Origin of the sequence: Acinetobacter schindleri CIP 107287 (assembly GCF_000368625.1) — a bacterium.
In the GTDB taxonomy this organism is placed as follows: Bacteria; Pseudomonadota; Gammaproteobacteria; order Pseudomonadales; family Moraxellaceae; genus Acinetobacter; species Acinetobacter schindleri.
In genome coordinates, this window is sequence record NZ_KB849574.1 from 33,375 (window position 1) to 50,861 (window position 17,487).

Genomic DNA, 17,487 nt, shown 5'->3' on the forward strand with positions numbered 1-17,487 from the left:
CTATGAACAATAGTCAAGAAATTAGAACAGGCCGTCACTGTGTCTTTAATATGCACATTCACTTGGTATTTGTAGCGAAATATCGTAGAGATGTTTTCACCAATGCCATGCTTGAAACGATGCGTGAAGTATTTGAACGTGTCTGCTTAGACTTTGAAGCTGAATTGATAGAATTTGACGGTGAACATGATCATGTACATTTGCTCGTCAATTATCCACCTAAAGTCGCCATTTCTAGTTTAGTGAATAGCTTAAAAGGTGCGTCTAGTCGCATTCTACGCACTAAGCATCCTGAAATTAAGAGCAAATTATGGGGCAATGCCCTGTGGTCCCCAAGTTACTTCGCTGCGTCATGCGGAGGTGCGCCAATCGGAATTATTAAACACTATATTCAGCAACAGCAAACACCGCATTAATGGCTTACGCCAGTCGCTTATATCCTCGGGCTGAACCCCGAAGTTTTACGCTCCAACGAATAAATTGAAGCATTGCTTTCGACCCACTCAAATAGCTGAAACAGTTCCGCACCTAGATACTTTCGGCAATTATTCGGAGTATTGGAGGTGACAATTGCCATGCGAACGCCCTGCTGTTTGAGATGGCGAAGCAAATCCGCAATACCTTCAAACAATTCTGGCATTTTGCCACTACGACGCATCTCCCGTTTACAGTCATACATTAAGCGAAAGGTCTGAAATATTGACAGATTGAGTGCCTGACGGATCTGTCGTGGTGGTAAAGCTCTTAAATGCTCGACCTGATCTTTATGCATCAATGCATAGCGATATTTACCGGCAAAGCAATTCAGCAACTCGATAAACTGTTCAAAGGAATCAACCAGAGTACCATCTATATCAAAAATGACCAGCTGATAGGGTACAACGCGATTATTTAAAAAAGCCATAAGCCAGTCATCCAGCAATTTATGCCAAGTTTAAAAAATATATCTTTTCTCTACTCATATTCACTCATATTTGTAATGTTTATCACTGTAATCCTGATCAAAATTATTTCGGCACAAATAATGTGCGGCATAGTTGAGTTATTTTTTAGGCTTTAAACTGATAGCAGAAACTAGACTGTCTATTTTATGGCTATAAAATAAAAAAGCCCTGCAAGTGCAGGGCTTTTTTCGCTCAATGAGTGCTTACTTTTTCTTTTTAGGACCAAGCAGCATACCCATTTGACGGCCTTCCATTTTTGGAGACTGTTCAACTACACCAATTTCCGCTACATCAGCTTCAATTTTTTGTAATTGAGCCAGACCCAACTGTTGGTGAGCCATCTCACGACCACGGAAACGAAGCGTGATTTTTACCTTGTTGCCTTCTTCAAGGAACTTGATAATTGCACGCAGTTTTACGTTGTAATCACCTACATCAGTACCAGGGCGTAGCTTGATTTCTTTCACCTGTACTTGATGTTGTTTTTTCTTCGCTTCTTTCTGCTTTTGTTTAAGATCAAACAAATGCTTGTTAAAGTCCATGATTTTACAAACAGGTGGCTCAGCATTTGCTACGATCTCTACAAGATCAAGCTCTACGCTTTCTGCTGCACGTAAAGCTTCAGTTAAGCTTACTATACCTTTTTGCTCACCATTTTCGTCTACAAGACGGACTTCTTTCGCACGAATTTCATCATTCAACGCAGGACGGTTTGATTTGTTACCGCCCTGTTGATTACGGTCAGGCTGTTTAATCGCTGTTACTCCACAATGTACCGGCCGCGTTCGGCAACGGCTGTTTTTACCAGATCAACGAAAGCATCGATTGACATGGTACCCAAATTTGTTCCTGAGCGTGTACGGACATTTACCGTACCTTCCTCTACTTCACGGTCCCCAAGTACCAGTAAGTAAGGAATACGCTCTAAAGTACGTTCACGAATCTTAAAGCCGATTTTCTCATTTCTCAAGTCGGAAATCGCGCGGATACCGCTTTCTTTAAGTTTTGCGACGACTGACTCACAAGCCTCGGCTTGAGAATCGGTAATATTCATGACACACGCCTGAATTGGTGATAACCAAGGTGGCATAAAGCCTGCGTAGTGTTCAATAAGTATACCAATAAAACGCTCGAAACTGCCAAGAATTGCACGATGTAACATTACTGGCTGATCACGGTCGTTGTCTTCGGTCACGTAAGATGCATCTAGACGTTCTGGAAGGTTGAAGTCACATTGAATCGTACCGCATTGCCATACACGGCCCAAGCAGTCTTTCAATGAGAATTCGATCTTCGGACCGTAGAACGCACCCTCACCTGGCTGCAATTCCCACTCCAGACCAGCAGCATCTAAAGCATCTGCCAAAGATTTTTCTGCCATATCCCAAAGTGTATCATCACCAACACGTTTTTCAGGACGAGTTGACAACTTCATTTGTACTTCTTCGAAGCCAAAATCTTTGTATACATCGAGTGTCAATTTGATAAAGTCTGCAACTTCAGTACCGATTTGCTCTTTGGTACAGAAAATATGTGCATCATCTTGGGTAAAGCCGCGAACACGCATAATCCCATGTAAAGAACCTGATGGTTCGTTACGGTGACATGACCCGAATTCTGCCAGACGTACCGGAAGATCACGGTATGACTTTAAGCCTTGGTTGAACACTTGTACGTGACAAGGACAGTTCATTGGCTTCACCGCATAGTTACGATTTTCAGAATGCGTCGTAAACATGTTGTCTGCATAGTTGGCAGCATGGCCTGATTTTTCCCATAACGTGAAATCAACCACCTGTGGTGTGCGGATTTCTTCGTAGCCATTGTCCTGCTGAACTTTACGCATGTACTGTTCAAGAACCTGGTAAATGGTCCAGCCATTCGGATGCCAGAACACCATACCCGGTGCTTCTTCCTGCATATGGAACAAGTCTAGCGCTTTACCGATTTTACGGTGATCACGTTTTTCTGCTTCTTCGATACGTTTTACATAAGCAGCAAGCTGTTTTTTGTCCGCCCACGCTGTACCGTAAATACGTTGTAACTGTTCATTTTTCGCATCACCGCGCCAGTAAGCACCCGAGATTTTAGTCAGCTTAAACGATTTTAAGAATTTAGTATTTGGAACGTGCGGACCACGGCACATATCCAAATAGTCTTGATGGTAATACAAGCCCATTTGTGTTTCTTCAGGCATGTCTTCGATCAGACGGAGTTTGTATTCTTCGCCACGCGCAGTGAATTCTTTGATCACTTCATCACGTGGTGTCATTTTTTTGATGACATCGTAGTCTTGATCGATGAGCTTTTTCATACGCTCTTCAATCGCTGCCATATCGTCTAGAGTAAATGGACGTGGCATCCAGATGTCATAGTAGAAACCTTCTTCAATGACTGGACCAATTACCATTTTTGCTTCTGGGAACAATTGCTTAACAGCATGACCCACTAGGTGTGCGCAAGAGTGACGAATGATATGAACACCATCTTCGTCTTTCGGCGTAATAATCTGTAAGGTTGCGTCTTCAGTAATAAGATCACAAGCGTCTACTAAACGATCGTTCACACGACCTGCAACAGTATTTTTTGCTAGACCAGGACCGATGCTTTGAGCAACTTCCATCACAGATACGGCTTGATCAAACTGTTTTTGATCGCCATTTGGCAAAGTGATAATTGGCATATGAAATCCTTAAGGAGTGATGCCCCGTACAATGGAGCATGTCACCGCGAGATTATGATCGAGGAGAACCTCAAAAGATAAAAACGGTGGATAAATAAAAATCGCCTAGAATTTTACACGTCTCGGGCCATTTAATAAACCGTTAATCCTTTTTTCTCGGCTGAAAACATGCTTTGCTGCCAATCCCTTGCAGGATATTCAGAATGACTTGGGAGATAGCCACCATGATCCATCCTGTTATTCCCTAAAATTCTCCCACTTTTGATATTGTCCCTGCTCATAAGCATACAGCGAAGCAAATTGTGGCAGAATCGATTCACTTTGGGCGGGCCGGAAAAATACATAATCATCGACCTGAATCCGGCAACTAGATGGAATCTGCAACAATTCCTGATTACTACTGCGTCCATACAGTAAATGTGGCTTCGCACCTGGCGGATAGATACATTTCCCGCGCCAGTAACCACCATAAATACATACCGCCCGTTGCCGCGGTTGAAACCGCTTTAATCGCTCTAATCCAGGTAACTGAATTTGGTCCAGCACTTTCAATACTGGTGCAGCAATCCATAAAGCCGGTTGCATGGGCTCTAGGCCTTCCAGATCAAAATCAGTTGGCTTGAGCAACATTGAACCGAAGGATACATCATTACAGACCGTCTGGATAAAGTGGTGATGCAAGGTACCACTTCCCGCTCCATTCAGACAAAGAGCAGACAGATCCAGCTCAGGCAGCATCTGGCACATGACATTCATGAAGTTCATATAACACTGTTGAGATTTCTGATAGCTCTGGATGGGAGGAAATAATGCACTAGGCAACTTAGAAACATGAGCATCGTAACCCATCAGACCACTTAAACTCAGATATTCCGAATGGCTTTTGATAATCGCCAGGCAGTGCATAAACTGCTCTAGATCTGACAACCCACCACGATGAAGGCCAATATCAATTTCCAGATTGATCCGCAGCTGTAGATTCCGCTCCTTGGCATATGTCAGATAATTTTTCAGACGCTCAGCTGAATCAATCAGTCACTGCACTTTCGGCAGATGCTCAGCCTGATCTTCGGTAAAGCTTTTCAGGCATTGCAAAGGCACTGGCTTGCCCATCAGAATATCTGCCTGCGTATAGGCTTGCAGGATATGGACCGCATGCGGAAGATGGAACACCATAAAAGACTGGGTATTAAAGGCTTTAGCAATTCGTTTTAGCAATATTGAATTGGCTAATGATTTCACCACCAGACGCGGTTTCAGATGGGTCGGCATCTTATGTTGTAACCAGTCAATATTCTGTTCCAGCTTAGACAAATCCAGAATCAATTGAGGTTGTCCATTTCCTTGCTCATGCAGAGTTTTCTGGAGTTCCTGAAAGTAGTCAAGATATAGCATACTGTATTCCTCCTCAGCTCATTCAAGATGGAATGAACAGGCGCTCCAGATAAGGATTGAGCCATTTATCCTGTGGATCAAGGGATTTTCGTAACTGCATAAACTCATCCCATTTCGGATAGAGTTCACAAAGCTGTCGGGCTTCCAGCGAATGCAGCTTGCCCCAGTGCGGGCGTCCTCCGTATTTTCTGAAAATCGGTTCTACCAGATCAAAAATCACCTGATAATCCTGTTTGTAAAATTGATGTACGGAGATCGAAACTGAATCTTGTTGATAAAATGGACTTAGCCAGATATCGTCCCCACGTACATAACGAAATTCAATTGGAAAAAATACCGGCGCTTTCTGTTGCTGTAGTATTTCCATAACCTCCTCAAAACAGGCCAGTCCCTGTTTCACCGGCAGCTGATATTCCATTTCATTAAAACGGGTATTACGTACACTAGGAAAAATACGGCTGGACCAGTCCACTGCTTTCGATGGCCGGATCGCTATATTTAACAGACGCTGTAACCAGGGATTCAGTCCTGGCCAAATTCGATTCAGCTCACAGCACATGTTCAACATGAAGTCCTCATCCAGCCAACCATCCGGTCTTGCCTGTGCTTCTTCCTGGGTTTCATCCAGACTTTTTAGAATGACATTATCGCTATGGGTAAAGGCCCAGAACTCTATATGCCGGTGCTGATGCTTCCATTTATCGATGCTTGCATATAGATCGGTGAGTGAGCAAAGTCGAATCTGCTCCTGCAACCTGTACATGGGCCGGTTTTGTAGCTGGATACGGGTCATAATGCCCAGACTGCCACATGCCACCCGTCCTGCAGCAAAGATATCTGCATTCTGCTCAGAGTTACAGCATAGCAAGTGACCGTCCGCAGTCAGCAATTCAAATTCAGAAACCAGAGCAGAAAGACAAGGTAACTCCACCCCGGTTCCATGCGTACCTGTAGCAATGGCACCTGCCAGACTTTGCCGGTCGATATCCCCTTGGTTTGCCAATGCCTGATCAATGGTGGCCAGCTTCTCACCCACATCATACAAACGGGTCCCGGCCCAAAAGGTACTGCGACACTGTTCTCGATCATAGTCACACATCCCTTTAAGCTGATCTAGGCAAACCAGCACGTCGCTGGTTTTTGCCAAGGCACTAAAGGAATGGCTTGCACCCACAACACGTAATTTTGGATAGACACGCACAAGCCCCTGCAGCATCTCAATGCTGTAAGGATGAAAAATACTGGGACTGGATCGCTGGGAACCTGACCAGTTGGCCCACATCTCTGCACGTGCTATCTCCATAGCGGCTTCCTTTTACCCGGTTTTAAGTCAATAAAACCCGGACATAATTGCTCTTATTTTTGTTGTTATGAATATCTTTTTATTTAGAAATCATCATGCAGTCATTTAGAGAAACAAGTCAATTTTAAAGTCTATGTAAATTTGTAAAACTCGTTTTTTTATAAATACTTGCAAAATAATTTGATTTTATTAGTCACTAATCCACAAAAATAAAAGCCAGTCATTTTATCTATTTGCGCGGGTCTTTGAAGCTAAATTTCACACCGGATTCTATTTAACCCAACTTTATTCTGTTTATTATAGTGACAGACATGTAAAGTAACAGTTCATTTTATCCATCAAAGTTCAATAAAAACAAAAATATAGATATTAAAAGCTTGATCTTTCATTCACGCTCGACTAAAGCATAAATGTCACAATCACTAAAAATTGCTAGATTTAGAGTAATTAAATAATAATTATTTATTCAGGGAGTAGAACAATGGGCAGTGCATATGATGAATTACCACGCACACCAGCAAACTTTGTAGCGCTTTCACCTTTACGCTATCTAGAACGTGCGGCCTATATCTATCCCAACCAGAATGCCATTATTCATGGCCAGCGTGAAATTACCTGGCGTGACACTTATCAGCGCTGTCGTCGGTTCGCTCACCAGTTGCAACAGCTTGGTGTAGGCAAAAATGATACCGTATCTGTCCTTTTACCTAACGTCCCAGCCATGATTGAGGCGCACTTTGCTGTTCCGATGGCAGGTGCTGTACTGAATACCTTAAATACCCGTTTAGATGCCAAGACTTTGGCTTTTATGCTAGAACATGCGGAAACTAAAGTTCTACTTGTCGATCCTGAATTTACTGCTGTGGCGCAGGAAGCGCTGGCACTGATCAAGCAGGATATTTATATCATCGATGTAGCAGATGAGAACTATGAAGAAGCTGCTGATCGTATTGGCCAGATTGAATATGAAAGCTGGCTGGCTCAAGGCGATGCCAATTTTGAATGGCACTTGCCACAAGATGAATGGGACGCAATCAGCCTGAACTATACTTCAGGTACAACTGGCAACCCAAAAGGCGTGGTTTATCATCATCGCGGTGCGTATATTAATGCAGCCAGCAACATTATTGCCTGTGGCATGATGCCACGTGCAACCTATCTCTGGACCCTGCCATTATTCCACTGTAATGGCTGGTGTTTTGCCTGGACCATGGCGGCCAACGGCGGAACCAATGTCTGCTTACGCAAAGTTGATCCTGAACTGATCTTTCAGCTGATTGCCACACATAAAGTCGATTATTTCTGTGGTGCACCAATTGTCCTGTCGATGCTCATCAATACACCGGAAGAGAAAAGAACCAAATTTGATCACCGTGTAGAAGTTATGGTGGCAGGTGCTGCGCCTCCAGCAGCCATCATTGAAGGTATGCGCAATATTGGTATCAATGTAACCCACGTCTATGGTTTAACCGAGACATATGGTCCTTCTGCCCTATGTGCATCTCAAGCTGGCTGGTCCGATCTCACCATCCAGGAACAGGCCCAGTTGCACTCACGTCAAGGTGTACCATATCCATTGCAGGATGGTATGAAAGTGCTTGATCCTGAAACCATGCAGGAAGTGCCACATGATGGTAAAACGCTGGGCGAGATCATGTTCCGCGGTAACATCGTCATGAAAGGTTATCTGAAAAATCCGGAAGCTACGGCAGAAGCCTTTGCCGGTGGCTGGTTCCATACCGGTGACCTCGCTGTTTGCCAGCCAGACGGTTATGCCAAAATCACTGACCGCTCTAAAGATGTCATCATTTCTGGTGGTGAAAATATTTCTTCGCTAGAAGTAGAGGAAGTGCTGTATCAGCACCCTGCGATTCTGACTGCAGCGGTAGTCGCCAAACCAGATCCACGCTGGCAGGAAGTGCCGTGTGCCTTTATTGAACTCAAACAGGGCTTCGAAGTTACACCAGAAGAAATTATTGAATTTTGTCGTGAACATTTGGCGCGTTTCAAAGTGCCAAAAGATGTGGTGATTACTGAGATTCCAAAAACTTCGACTGGCAAGCTGCAAAAATTTGTCCTGCGTGAATGGGCCAAAGAACGCTCAACTGGTGAGTTTAGCTAATCCATTATTATTCGATAAAAAAAGGAAGTCATCTCGACTTCCTTTTGATTTCTCATCTAGAACGTCGACCAGCCACTCCATTCCATAAAACGGTATAGCCAGTATTTAAAGAACGAATCTTCTGCATATTGCGTATAGTCCACGCTCATGGCACGACCATTCAGATTTGACCATGCACCGTCAAAATATTGCTGGGCATCCTTGAACACTTCGGCCTGAGGCTGACCTAGCACACGCATATTGGTTTCCAGATTATAGTTTTTCAGATTCCGTACGGTAAAATTAGCCGAGCCTAAAATCATTTCAGCTTGCTGAGCATTGCGCTTCATCAGTATTTTACTATGACATTGCTCTCCTTGAGTACGGCACCAGCGCACATCAATATCTGCTTTATGCAGTTCCCAAGCCACTTGCCGGTTTGGAATCCCGTTTTTCTCACGGCCAAAAGCATCTTTATTTGGATCGAGTAAAACCCGGACTTTGACACCACGTTCATGTGCCGCAATCAGACTTTTAATAATTTTGCGCTCAGATAAATAAAACATCGCCAGATCAATCTGCTCATTTGCTTTGGCTGTCTGAATGAGATTCAGAATCGCATCATAAATAGCTTTTTCAGTCAGCACCTGAACTTGTGGCTGGCTGCTGTCTGCCTGAAAATCCCCGGCGACAATGGCAGGCATATTGGCTTGTGACATCATGCCGACAGATTGCTCTGTTTTCAGGATATCCACAGCGGTGCTACCCCAGACCAATAAACCAATATTGGAATGCCGCGAACTGCCATCATGCGGGTTCATGGATGTGACCAGTGCTTTCCAGCCTTGATCGGTATCCACCACCATAGTTTTGCGATGATTGGCTTTAAAGTTAAACAGCTCAAAATAACTGCGCAGGGTAATTTTTTCTGTTCCAAATGGATTCGGCAACCAGCCCTTTTCCGGATTATTGCCAATGCCCTGGCAACAGATATACCAGAAGCCGGACCAGCTTGGATTGGAAGCCCGCAATGGCATCAGATTGGTTTCAATCACATCAACACCGTGCTGACGTAGGGCTCGATACTGCTCGGATCGAATTCCGCCATAGACCGAATTGATCGGATCGGTAATAAATTTGATTTCGACTTCAGGTTGCAACAGACGTTTACTGATTAAAGCATCCGTCAGTTGTTGACTTAATGCCTGATGTTCCTGCGTAGATGCCCCAGTTTGCTGATTAAATAAAAACATATCAAGCACGATCAGCGATTTGGCTTCTTCAATCATGTTCAGCATTTCATTAAAAATGCGATGATCTAGCTGCTGCTTGCCTTGTGCATCCAGATAAGTCTGATCAGCCAGAAACTTGACTTCGGCATGACGCAGCTTGCCCGTATAATTCAGACCTTCCGGCAAAGGCTTATACGTGTGGTAGATCGCTGAAGCCAGATAACCCACGGCCAGCATACTAATGATCAAAGTCGCATAACGGCGATTCGACCAGTTCAATTTATTGTGAATTCGTTGAAAGATACGCATAAGAAAAAACCTAACCCAATATACTCAGGCTAGGTTTTATCTTATGATTTTTCAAGTAGATTTCAGTGAGATCTAGATGATTTGGTCGATTATTTTCGTAGACCTGTTAGAAATCATACTGCACGCCGACAGTAAAGTTGCGACCGACTTGCGGAATATTGGACAGGAATGAAGTATGTGAATACACCTGATCATCAAGCAGATTGTTGGCTTTGAAATAAACCCGGTAAGCATTTTTATCTGCAATGCTATTGGCATAACTTAAGCCAACATTCACCATATTGTAGCCCTGGGTTTCATTTTCATAACTGGCAATCTTGTCCTGATTAAAGACATGATAATATTCAGCCAGACCTGACCAGCCATCGGCAAAGTCTGCTTCGACTTTGGTTCCTAAGCGGCCCGCGGGTACACGTGGTGCATTTTCACCTTCAATCTTGCCACGCACATAGTCACCAAAAACACTGACTTTATACATGTCATTGATCTGGTAACCTGCCTGTGCCTCAGTCCCATAGAATCTGGCTTTGTCTTGGGTATACTGCACACCGCGTAAATTACCTTTCTGCGCTATTGTTTCGCCATAAATATAATCATCGAACCAGTTGTGATACACATGCACATGGTAATCCAGTTGATCACCTTCATAATGCAGACCCAATTCAAGATTATTTGAAGTTTCTTTATCGAGGTCAGGGTTACCGAGTTCATACGTATTGGTGGCAAAATGCAGGCCATCCGCGTACAGCTCTTGGGCCAAAGGCAAACGCTGCTGATGTGATCCCACCACAGAAAGCTTGTAGTTTGGTGCAAATTTCCAGTTGGCCGCAGCAGATGCAGATACGCCAGTGCCTGAATAATCTTTCTGCTCCGAATCTACTTTCACTTTTTGATGTTCAACGCGTGCGCCCAACTCGACATGCACATCGCCGAACTGTTTATGTTCCAAAGCAAATAAGCTGTATTTCTGGGTTTTGGTGTCTGGCATGAACACCTCATGATTATGACCAGCATGTTCACTATGATCATGCTCATGTCCTTCATCATCATGCTCGTCATGGCCATGGGATTCTGGAGCGGACAAATTAATTTTCTGCTGTGAAAGCTGGGTTCCAACTACCCCTTCCCAGCCTGCAACTGGTACATGCACCAGCTCTAAACGACCGTCATAGCCCTTACTTTTAAAATTACTGATCACTTCGCTTTCTTCAAGCTCATCATGTTCATAGTCAGTAAAGCTGGCATGCGCTCGCAGTTTTTCCACACCGGTAAATGGTTGCTCCAGTTCGGTACGCACCTCATAACGCTCGGATTTTAAATCCACCCAAGGTCCAGCTGTTTCTTCATGATCGTGCTCATCTTCATCTGGTTTTGGGCAGTGAAAATGATCTCCATGAATTTCACAACCATGATATTCATGACTATGACCGGGCAAGCCATACTGATCCTGACGGTTACTATAGGACAGACCGACAAAACCTCGGTCATGAATCCATGAACCGCCAATATTCACCGTTTGCCCTTCGGCAAAGGTATTGCCTACACGGCGTTCTTTATGAAAGTGGGAGTGATCTCCATGCGGCTCTTCGACCACATAATCCGGGGCAATATAATCATTGGCTTTACGCTTTGAGCCTTCTACACGCAAAGCAAAATTTTCACCAATACTCGCTGTCACACCAGCACTTGCTAACTTTTCGTCACTACCTGAGTTATAACGCAGGCCGACTGTACCTTCCAGACCATCTTCAGGCATCTGGGTCGGAATTTTTTGATCGGTGACATTCACCAACCCACCGACTGTACCGGCACCGTAAAGTAATGTAGATGGACCGCGAATCACTTCTACCTGCTTCGCCAGAATCGGATCGACGGTGACAGCATGATCCGGAGACAAGGTCGAAACATCAGCAGTTTCTGAAGCATGCTGCAACACTTTCACACGTGGGCCATCCTGACCTCGAATGACCGGACGACTTGCACCTGTACCAAACTGATTTGAATAGACACCCAATTCATCTGCCAGTGCATCACCAATGGTCGTCGCACGCTCAGATAATGCTTTTTGATCCACCACATGATCCGCAACCGCAAAATCTGCTGCGGTTTGTATCAATGGATGGGCCTGAACCTGGATGGTTTCCAGCGTTTGTACAGCTACTGTCGCTTCTTCTTGTTGTGCGAATGCTGATGGTGTAATAACCGCAAAAATAGAGACTGTTATTAAATTCTTATGAAAAGACATGACCCAAGCTCAAAATGACTAAAATAGAATAATGTTATAATATAACATTTCATTATTTTTGCAATCGTTTACGATAACCAGTGATATATTTTATTAGAATGCTTTTTGAATATTTTTTTATTACATTAAAACATTATTTTTATGCCCTTTACCTTATCGCATGCTGTGCTTGCTCCACCTATTTCACGTTTAAGCGGTAATCGGCTACCGATTGCTGCGATGGCGATTGGCTGTATGGTGCCCGATTTACATCGACTCTTTACTTCGAGCAATTCAAATATCACGCATTTATGGTCTTCGCTGATTCATCCAGACCTCTGGATTGGGCTGGCTTTCTGTAGCATCTGGTATCTGGTTTACCGGCCAGTAATTTACCGTTTCATCGGTATTTATCATGATTTAGATATTTACAGCATCCTTTCAGCTTTAAGATTTATCTTGGCGATGTGTCTGGCACTGATCATCGGCACAGCCACTCATTTAATCTGGGATGGTCTGACCCACGTCGATTTTCGGACTTTTGCCTTCCATGAAATCTTAGCGCAACAGTTTCAGTTATTTGGACAAAGTTATCCGCTGCACCGGATTTTACAGATTGGCACATCTTTTCTAGCCTTACCTTTTATATTGTGGATGAGTGTGCACTACTATAAAAAGCATCGCCAATATCTCGCAGTCAGCCTAAAAATCAAGTCATTTGCCTGGGGCTTATTTTTCTTTTCTATATTAACCGCTCTGTTTTCAGTCTGGGATTATGCACGCTATATTCCTACAGACGTCTGGCAATCGGATCTCTATTATTTTACTGGACGATCTATTAATGAATTTAGCCAAGGCTTTCTGATTACCTTTAGTCTGGGCTGTTTATTGTTTTTATTTTTAGACAGAGGTAGTAGGATGGGATAGACAAAGCGCTGGCTTTTCTTCTATTTACTTTAAAGTGATATTGTTTTTGACCCAAGTTCTTGTGACTACATGCCCAAAGAGGCATAATCCTACCTTTACGAAAAGCGGTACGCTGTTTACGTATTCGCTGACCTTAAACCATATAGTTGGATTTTTAACGCTATGATGCGAACTCATTACTGCGGTTCATTAACCGAAGCTCAAATTGACCAAACCGTAACATTATGCGGTTGGGTTCACCGTCGCCGTGACCACGGTGGTGTAATCTTCCTTGACATGCGTGACCGTGACGGTCTTGTTCAAGTGGTTATTGACCCAGATACTCCTGAAGCATTCGCAACTGCCGACAAATCACGTTCAGAATTTGTATTAAAAATTACAGGCCGCGTACGTCGTCGTTATGCAGGAACTGAAAACGCAAATATCACCAGCGGTCAAATCGAAGTTCTGGGTAAAGAAATTGAAGTTCTTGCTGCGTCAGAAACTCCGCCATTCCCATTGAATGACGAAAATACCAACATTTCTGAAGAAGTACGTTTAAAGTACCGTTTCCTGGACATCCGTCGCCCTGAAATGTTAGACCGTTTACGTTTCCGTTCTAAACTGACTAACCTGATTCGTAACTACTTCGAAGACAATGGCTTCCTAGACGTTGAAACTCCGATCTTAACTCGTGCTACGCCTGAAGGTGCACGTGACTATCTAGTACCAAGTCGTGTTTCTAACGGTAGCTTCTATGCCCTGCCACAATCACCACAGTTATTCAAACAGTTGTTGATGGTGGGTGGTATCGATCGTTACTACCAAATCGCAAAATGTTTCCGTGACGAAGACTTGCGTGCTGACCGTCAGCCTGAATTCACCCAGATCGACGTTGAAACATCGTTCATGAGTGACGATGACATCATGGATTTGATGGAAACATTAACCGTGAAGATGTTCAAAGAACTTCTAAACGTTGAATTCGACAAATTCCCACGTATGACTTATGCAGATGCCATGCGTGACTATGCATCTGATAAACCGGATATGCGTATTCCTTTGAAACTGGTTGACGTTGCAGACATGATGCAAGACGTTGAGTTCAAAGTATTCGCAGGTCCTGCTAAAGATCCTAAAGGCCGTATCGTTGCGCTTCGCGTACCGGGTGCAGGTTCATTACCACGTAGCCAGATTGATGAATACACTAAATTTGTAGGCATCTATGGCGCGAAAGGTTTGGCGTATATCAAAGTCAACGAACTTGAAAAAGGCATCGAAGGTCTTCAGTCTCCAATCGTGAAATTCATCGAGCCAATCGTGCTGGATCTATTGAAACGTGTTGGCGCTGAAAATGGCGACATCGTGTTCTTTGGTGCGGACAAAGCCAAAGTTGTTAATGATGCGATGGGTGCTTTACGTATCAAAGTCGGTCATGACATGAAACTTGCAACTTGCGAGTGGGCACCGCTTTGGGTAGTTGACTTCCCGATGTTCGAAGAAACTGATGATGGCAAATGGACTTCTGTGCATCACCCATTCACGCTGCCAAAATCAAGCGTTGAAGAAGTGAAGAACAATCCGGGTGCTGCGCTTTCAGTTGCTTATGACATGGTATTGAATGGTACTGAAATCGGCGGTGGTTCTTTACGTATTCATAACCTTGAAATGCAAAAAGCGATCTTCGAAGCACTTGGTATTGGTGAAGAAGAAGCAGAAGAGAAATTCAGCTTCTTGTTAAATGCATTACGCTATGGCGCACCTCCGCACGGTGGTCTGGCATTCGGTCTTGACCGTTTGGTGATGTTAATGACCGGTGCATCATCTATCCGTGACGTGATTGCATTCCCGAAAACCAAGACTGCTGAATGTCCATTGACACAAGCACCTGCACCAGTTGAATCAAATCAATTGCGTGATTTGGGTATTCGCTTACGTGAAAAACCAAAAGCTGAAGAAGCTAAGTAATATTTAGCGACTGATGTGATAAGCCCTGCTCTGTGCAGGGCTTTTTTATCATGATCTTAGCGATTCATTATAGTTTTAACTAGGGCTTTGAGTATAAAAAATCTTATCCTTTCAGTATGAAAATATAGATAAATTTTTTTAAACTATTTTTCACAATATTTTATATTAACCATTAAGTTGCTTTGCTATTTTTGATGAAGAGTCAGATTTTTAGGCGCTTATATAATTTTCACGATTAAACTCGCTTATTAAAGAGTCTTTTTTAAAATATGTATTTTCTACTAACTTTTTTAGCTATATTACCTTTACGCATTTTACAATTGTTCGGGTACATAATTGCTTGGTTTTTATATCAAACCAATTCATCTATTCACCGTATCACGCAGATTAATATTCAAATAGCTTATCCTAAACTAAATGATAAACAGCAAAAAAATATCATTAGAAAAAGTATTCGAAGTCAAGGTTTAAGTTATTTGGAATGTATTAAATTTTGGGGAATGTCTACTGATTATAACCTTTCACGTATCAATCAAATTCATGGCATTGAACATTTCAACCATGCTATCAATAAGAAAAAAGGTGTAATTGTCGTAGTTCCACATTTGGGAAGCTGGGAATTACTAAATGCGTGGCTTTGCTCACAAACACAACCCATGATTATGTATAAGCCGAATAGAAATAAAGACATCAATCGCTATATTTTGCAGGCTCGCCAGAAAACAAATGCAATTTTAGTCCCTGCAGATGAAACTGGTATAAGAGCTATATTTAAACATTTAAAACAAGGTGGTCTTACTGTTATTTTGCCAGATCATATTCCTAAGCCTTCGGGCGGCATCTATGCAGATTTTTTTAAACAAAACGTTCTTTCAGGAACTATTGTTCCCAAATTAGCTCAAAAAACACAATGTAATGTGGTAGGCATAAGCTGTATTCGTACCAATCGACACAGCTATTTTGATATTCACTGCAGTTCTATATCGAATAATATTATGTCTAAGGATCTACAAACCAGCGTACTTTGCCTGAATCAACATATGGAACAGATGATCGCAACAGCACCGGCACAGTATATTTGGTCATATAAACGCTTTAGAAGCTGCTTTGGTAATAACAATCCTTATAAAGCTTAAATTAAATTTCATAAGCACTTGTTAGCTAACTGTTAATTCTGAAAAAATAGATTAAATTGAGATTCCGCCCTAAAAATGGCATAATCTTGTTATTCTTTTAAGATGTGGATTGTCTCCCATGGCGATGCGTCCTGCTGTCCGTAACCGTGGCATCATGCTGATTGTGTTTTCAGTCGTTCAATGGTTGTTTATGCGCTATATTCTTGCCAACAATCTATTCTCTTTAGATACTAATGACCGTATTGTTTACTTCTGTCTCAGCAGTATCATTGGTGCTTTCTTGATTTTTGTTGGTTTGATTTATATGGTTTTGAAAGGAAATGCGGATAAGGAGTAATTATCCGCCCTTTCACTCAATAATTATAAATATTTCGCTGTGAAGATGTTTTCTAACTCTTCATGTCTATCATATTGATGAACAAATAGAGGGGTTGTTCCATCTAAATTTAAAAGGATAGCGTCCTCATTTAAATTTATTTTATCAACATTCATAACACCTAATGTTGCAATTTTAGACTCTAAGGGCTGACATAAGTGCAATACAGAAAATGCACCAGAATACAATAACTTGTTATGAATACCTTGATCGTAATTCGATCTCACCATCGTATAGTAAGGCAAGCTCATAAATTCATTGATCATTACATCAAGATATTTGCTCATAGACTGATAATCGCCGAAGGTTACCCCAGCACAAGAAATCTGTTTATCAGCAATTTCTTTCAGATAGTTTTTACCATAAACATCACTAATCCACTTAATATGAAAAGAATCTTTACCTAATAGTAAACTCTTATCTTCCATTCCTAAAAAGAGCCCATCCTGATTTAGCTCGTTCAAATCACCCTGAACGATTACATCTCGTGTATCTGTAAGCACTACATGACTAAAATTATTGCGCTGCAAATAATCATAGTAATCAAAAAAACGAGAAACATGAGGCGGTGCAAGAAAATAGATAAAATCTTTCTTAAGTTTAGGTTCTGAAGAGACAATAAATTTACTTAAAAAACGAATACATTTCTTGAAGTTTTTACTAATGCTCTTGGAGCTACTGAAGGTTCCTATCTTAGAGTCCACAAACTCTAAACTAAACTTATAATTCGTTCTTTTTTTGAAAAAATCTTTATATTCAGCAACCTGAGATCCATTTAAAAATAAAGTTACGACACCTGTATAATTTGTCCGAGATATACTGTTAAGAAATAATTCAACTTTGTCGGGTGAATAACCTGTTGCTGCTCCCATAATAACAGGGCGAAATTCGGAACACTTTTCCATAAAAA

13 protein-coding genes and 1 pseudogene are annotated in these 17,487 nt (G+C 42.4%); 6 read left to right on the forward strand and 8 right to left on the reverse strand.

The window, feature by feature from the left end; genetic code table 11:
* The first annotated feature begins 2 nt into the window (after positions 1-2).
* The gene (gene tnpA, locus F955_RS00425) at positions 3-416 is read left to right on the forward strand and encodes an IS200/IS605 family transposase (RefSeq protein ID WP_004889908.1); all 414 of its coding nucleotides are present in this window, start codon (positions 3-5) and stop codon (positions 414-416) included.
* 17 nt (positions 417-433) lie between these two features.
* Here the strand turns inward: tnpA and F955_RS00430 are convergent, their stop codons facing one another.
* The 5 genes and pseudogenes from F955_RS00430 to F955_RS00450 form a co-directional block, all read right to left on the reverse strand.
* Entirely contained in the window at positions 434-904 is a 471-nt protein-coding gene (locus F955_RS00430) for an HAD hydrolase-like protein (RefSeq protein WP_004889909.1), read from the reverse strand.
* A gap of 243 nt (positions 905-1,147) precedes the next feature.
* On the reverse strand, positions 1,148-1,699 hold the full coding sequence (gene infC, locus F955_RS00435) for a translation initiation factor IF-3 (RefSeq protein ID WP_076753101.1): 552 nt from the start codon (positions 1,697-1,699) through the stop codon (positions 1,148-1,150).
* A 5-nt stretch (positions 1,700-1,704) separates the two neighbouring features.
* Positions 1,705-3,627 carry a threonine--tRNA ligase gene (thrS, locus tag F955_RS00440; RefSeq protein ID WP_004813026.1) on the reverse strand — a complete coding sequence of 641 codons (1,923 nt, stop codon included), beginning with the start codon at positions 3,625-3,627 and terminating at the stop codon, positions 1,705-1,707.
* A 237-nt stretch (positions 3,628-3,864) separates the two neighbouring features.
* Positions 3,865-5,022 (reverse strand): annotated as a pseudogene (locus F955_RS00445) (alanine racemase).
* Between the two features lie 22 nt (positions 5,023-5,044).
* A complete protein-coding gene (locus F955_RS00450; RefSeq protein WP_004889919.1) occupies positions 5,045-6,325 on the reverse strand; it encodes a D-arabinono-1,4-lactone oxidase in 1,281 nt (426 codons plus the stop codon).
* Between the two features lie 481 nt (positions 6,326-6,806).
* On the opposite strand from F955_RS00450, the gene F955_RS00455 reads away from it, so the two are divergent.
* The gene (locus tag F955_RS00455) at positions 6,807-8,447 is read left to right on the forward strand and encodes an acyl-CoA synthetase (RefSeq protein ID WP_004889922.1); all 1,641 of its coding nucleotides are present in this window, start codon (positions 6,807-6,809) and stop codon (positions 8,445-8,447) included.
* Between the two features lie 56 nt (positions 8,448-8,503).
* Here the strand turns inward: F955_RS00455 and F955_RS00460 are convergent, their stop codons facing one another.
* Together F955_RS00460 and znuD are read right to left on the reverse strand one after the other, a co-directional pair.
* Positions 8,504-9,967, reverse strand: a complete 1,464-nt coding sequence (locus F955_RS00460; protein ID WP_004889924.1) for a phospholipase D-like domain-containing protein — start codon at positions 9,965-9,967, stop codon at positions 8,504-8,506.
* A gap of 106 nt (positions 9,968-10,073) precedes the next feature.
* Positions 10,074-12,212, reverse strand: coding sequence for a zinc piracy TonB-dependent receptor ZnuD (gene znuD / locus F955_RS00465; protein WP_004889927.1), 2,139 nt, complete (start codon positions 12,210-12,212; stop codon positions 10,074-10,076).
* Between the two features lie 141 nt (positions 12,213-12,353).
* Here znuD and F955_RS00470 point away from each other — a divergent pair, with 141 nt between their 5' ends.
* From F955_RS00470 to F955_RS00485, 4 genes are all read left to right on the forward strand, one after another.
* Complete coding sequence (locus tag F955_RS00470) at positions 12,354-13,118, forward strand: DUF4184 family protein (RefSeq protein WP_004889930.1); 765 nt, start codon at positions 12,354-12,356, stop codon at positions 13,116-13,118.
* A 162-nt stretch (positions 13,119-13,280) separates the two neighbouring features.
* Positions 13,281-15,065 (forward strand): aspartate--tRNA ligase, encoded by a 1,785-nt coding sequence (gene aspS, locus F955_RS00475; RefSeq protein WP_004889934.1) that lies wholly within the window; start codon positions 13,281-13,283, stop codon positions 15,063-15,065.
* 269 nt (positions 15,066-15,334) lie between these two features.
* Positions 15,335-16,201, forward strand: coding sequence for a lysophospholipid acyltransferase family protein (locus F955_RS00480; RefSeq protein WP_004889941.1), 867 nt, complete (start codon positions 15,335-15,337; stop codon positions 16,199-16,201).
* 118 nt (positions 16,202-16,319) lie between these two features.
* Entirely contained in the window at positions 16,320-16,538 is a 219-nt protein-coding gene (locus tag F955_RS00485) for a hypothetical protein (RefSeq protein WP_004813045.1), read from the forward strand.
* Between the two features lie 23 nt (positions 16,539-16,561).
* Here F955_RS00485 and F955_RS00490 read toward each other — a convergent pair whose 3' ends face one another.
* Complete coding sequence (locus F955_RS00490) at positions 16,562-17,482, reverse strand: hypothetical protein (RefSeq protein ID WP_004813047.1); 921 nt, start codon at positions 17,480-17,482, stop codon at positions 16,562-16,564.
* Between the last annotated feature and the right edge of the window lie 5 nt (positions 17,483-17,487).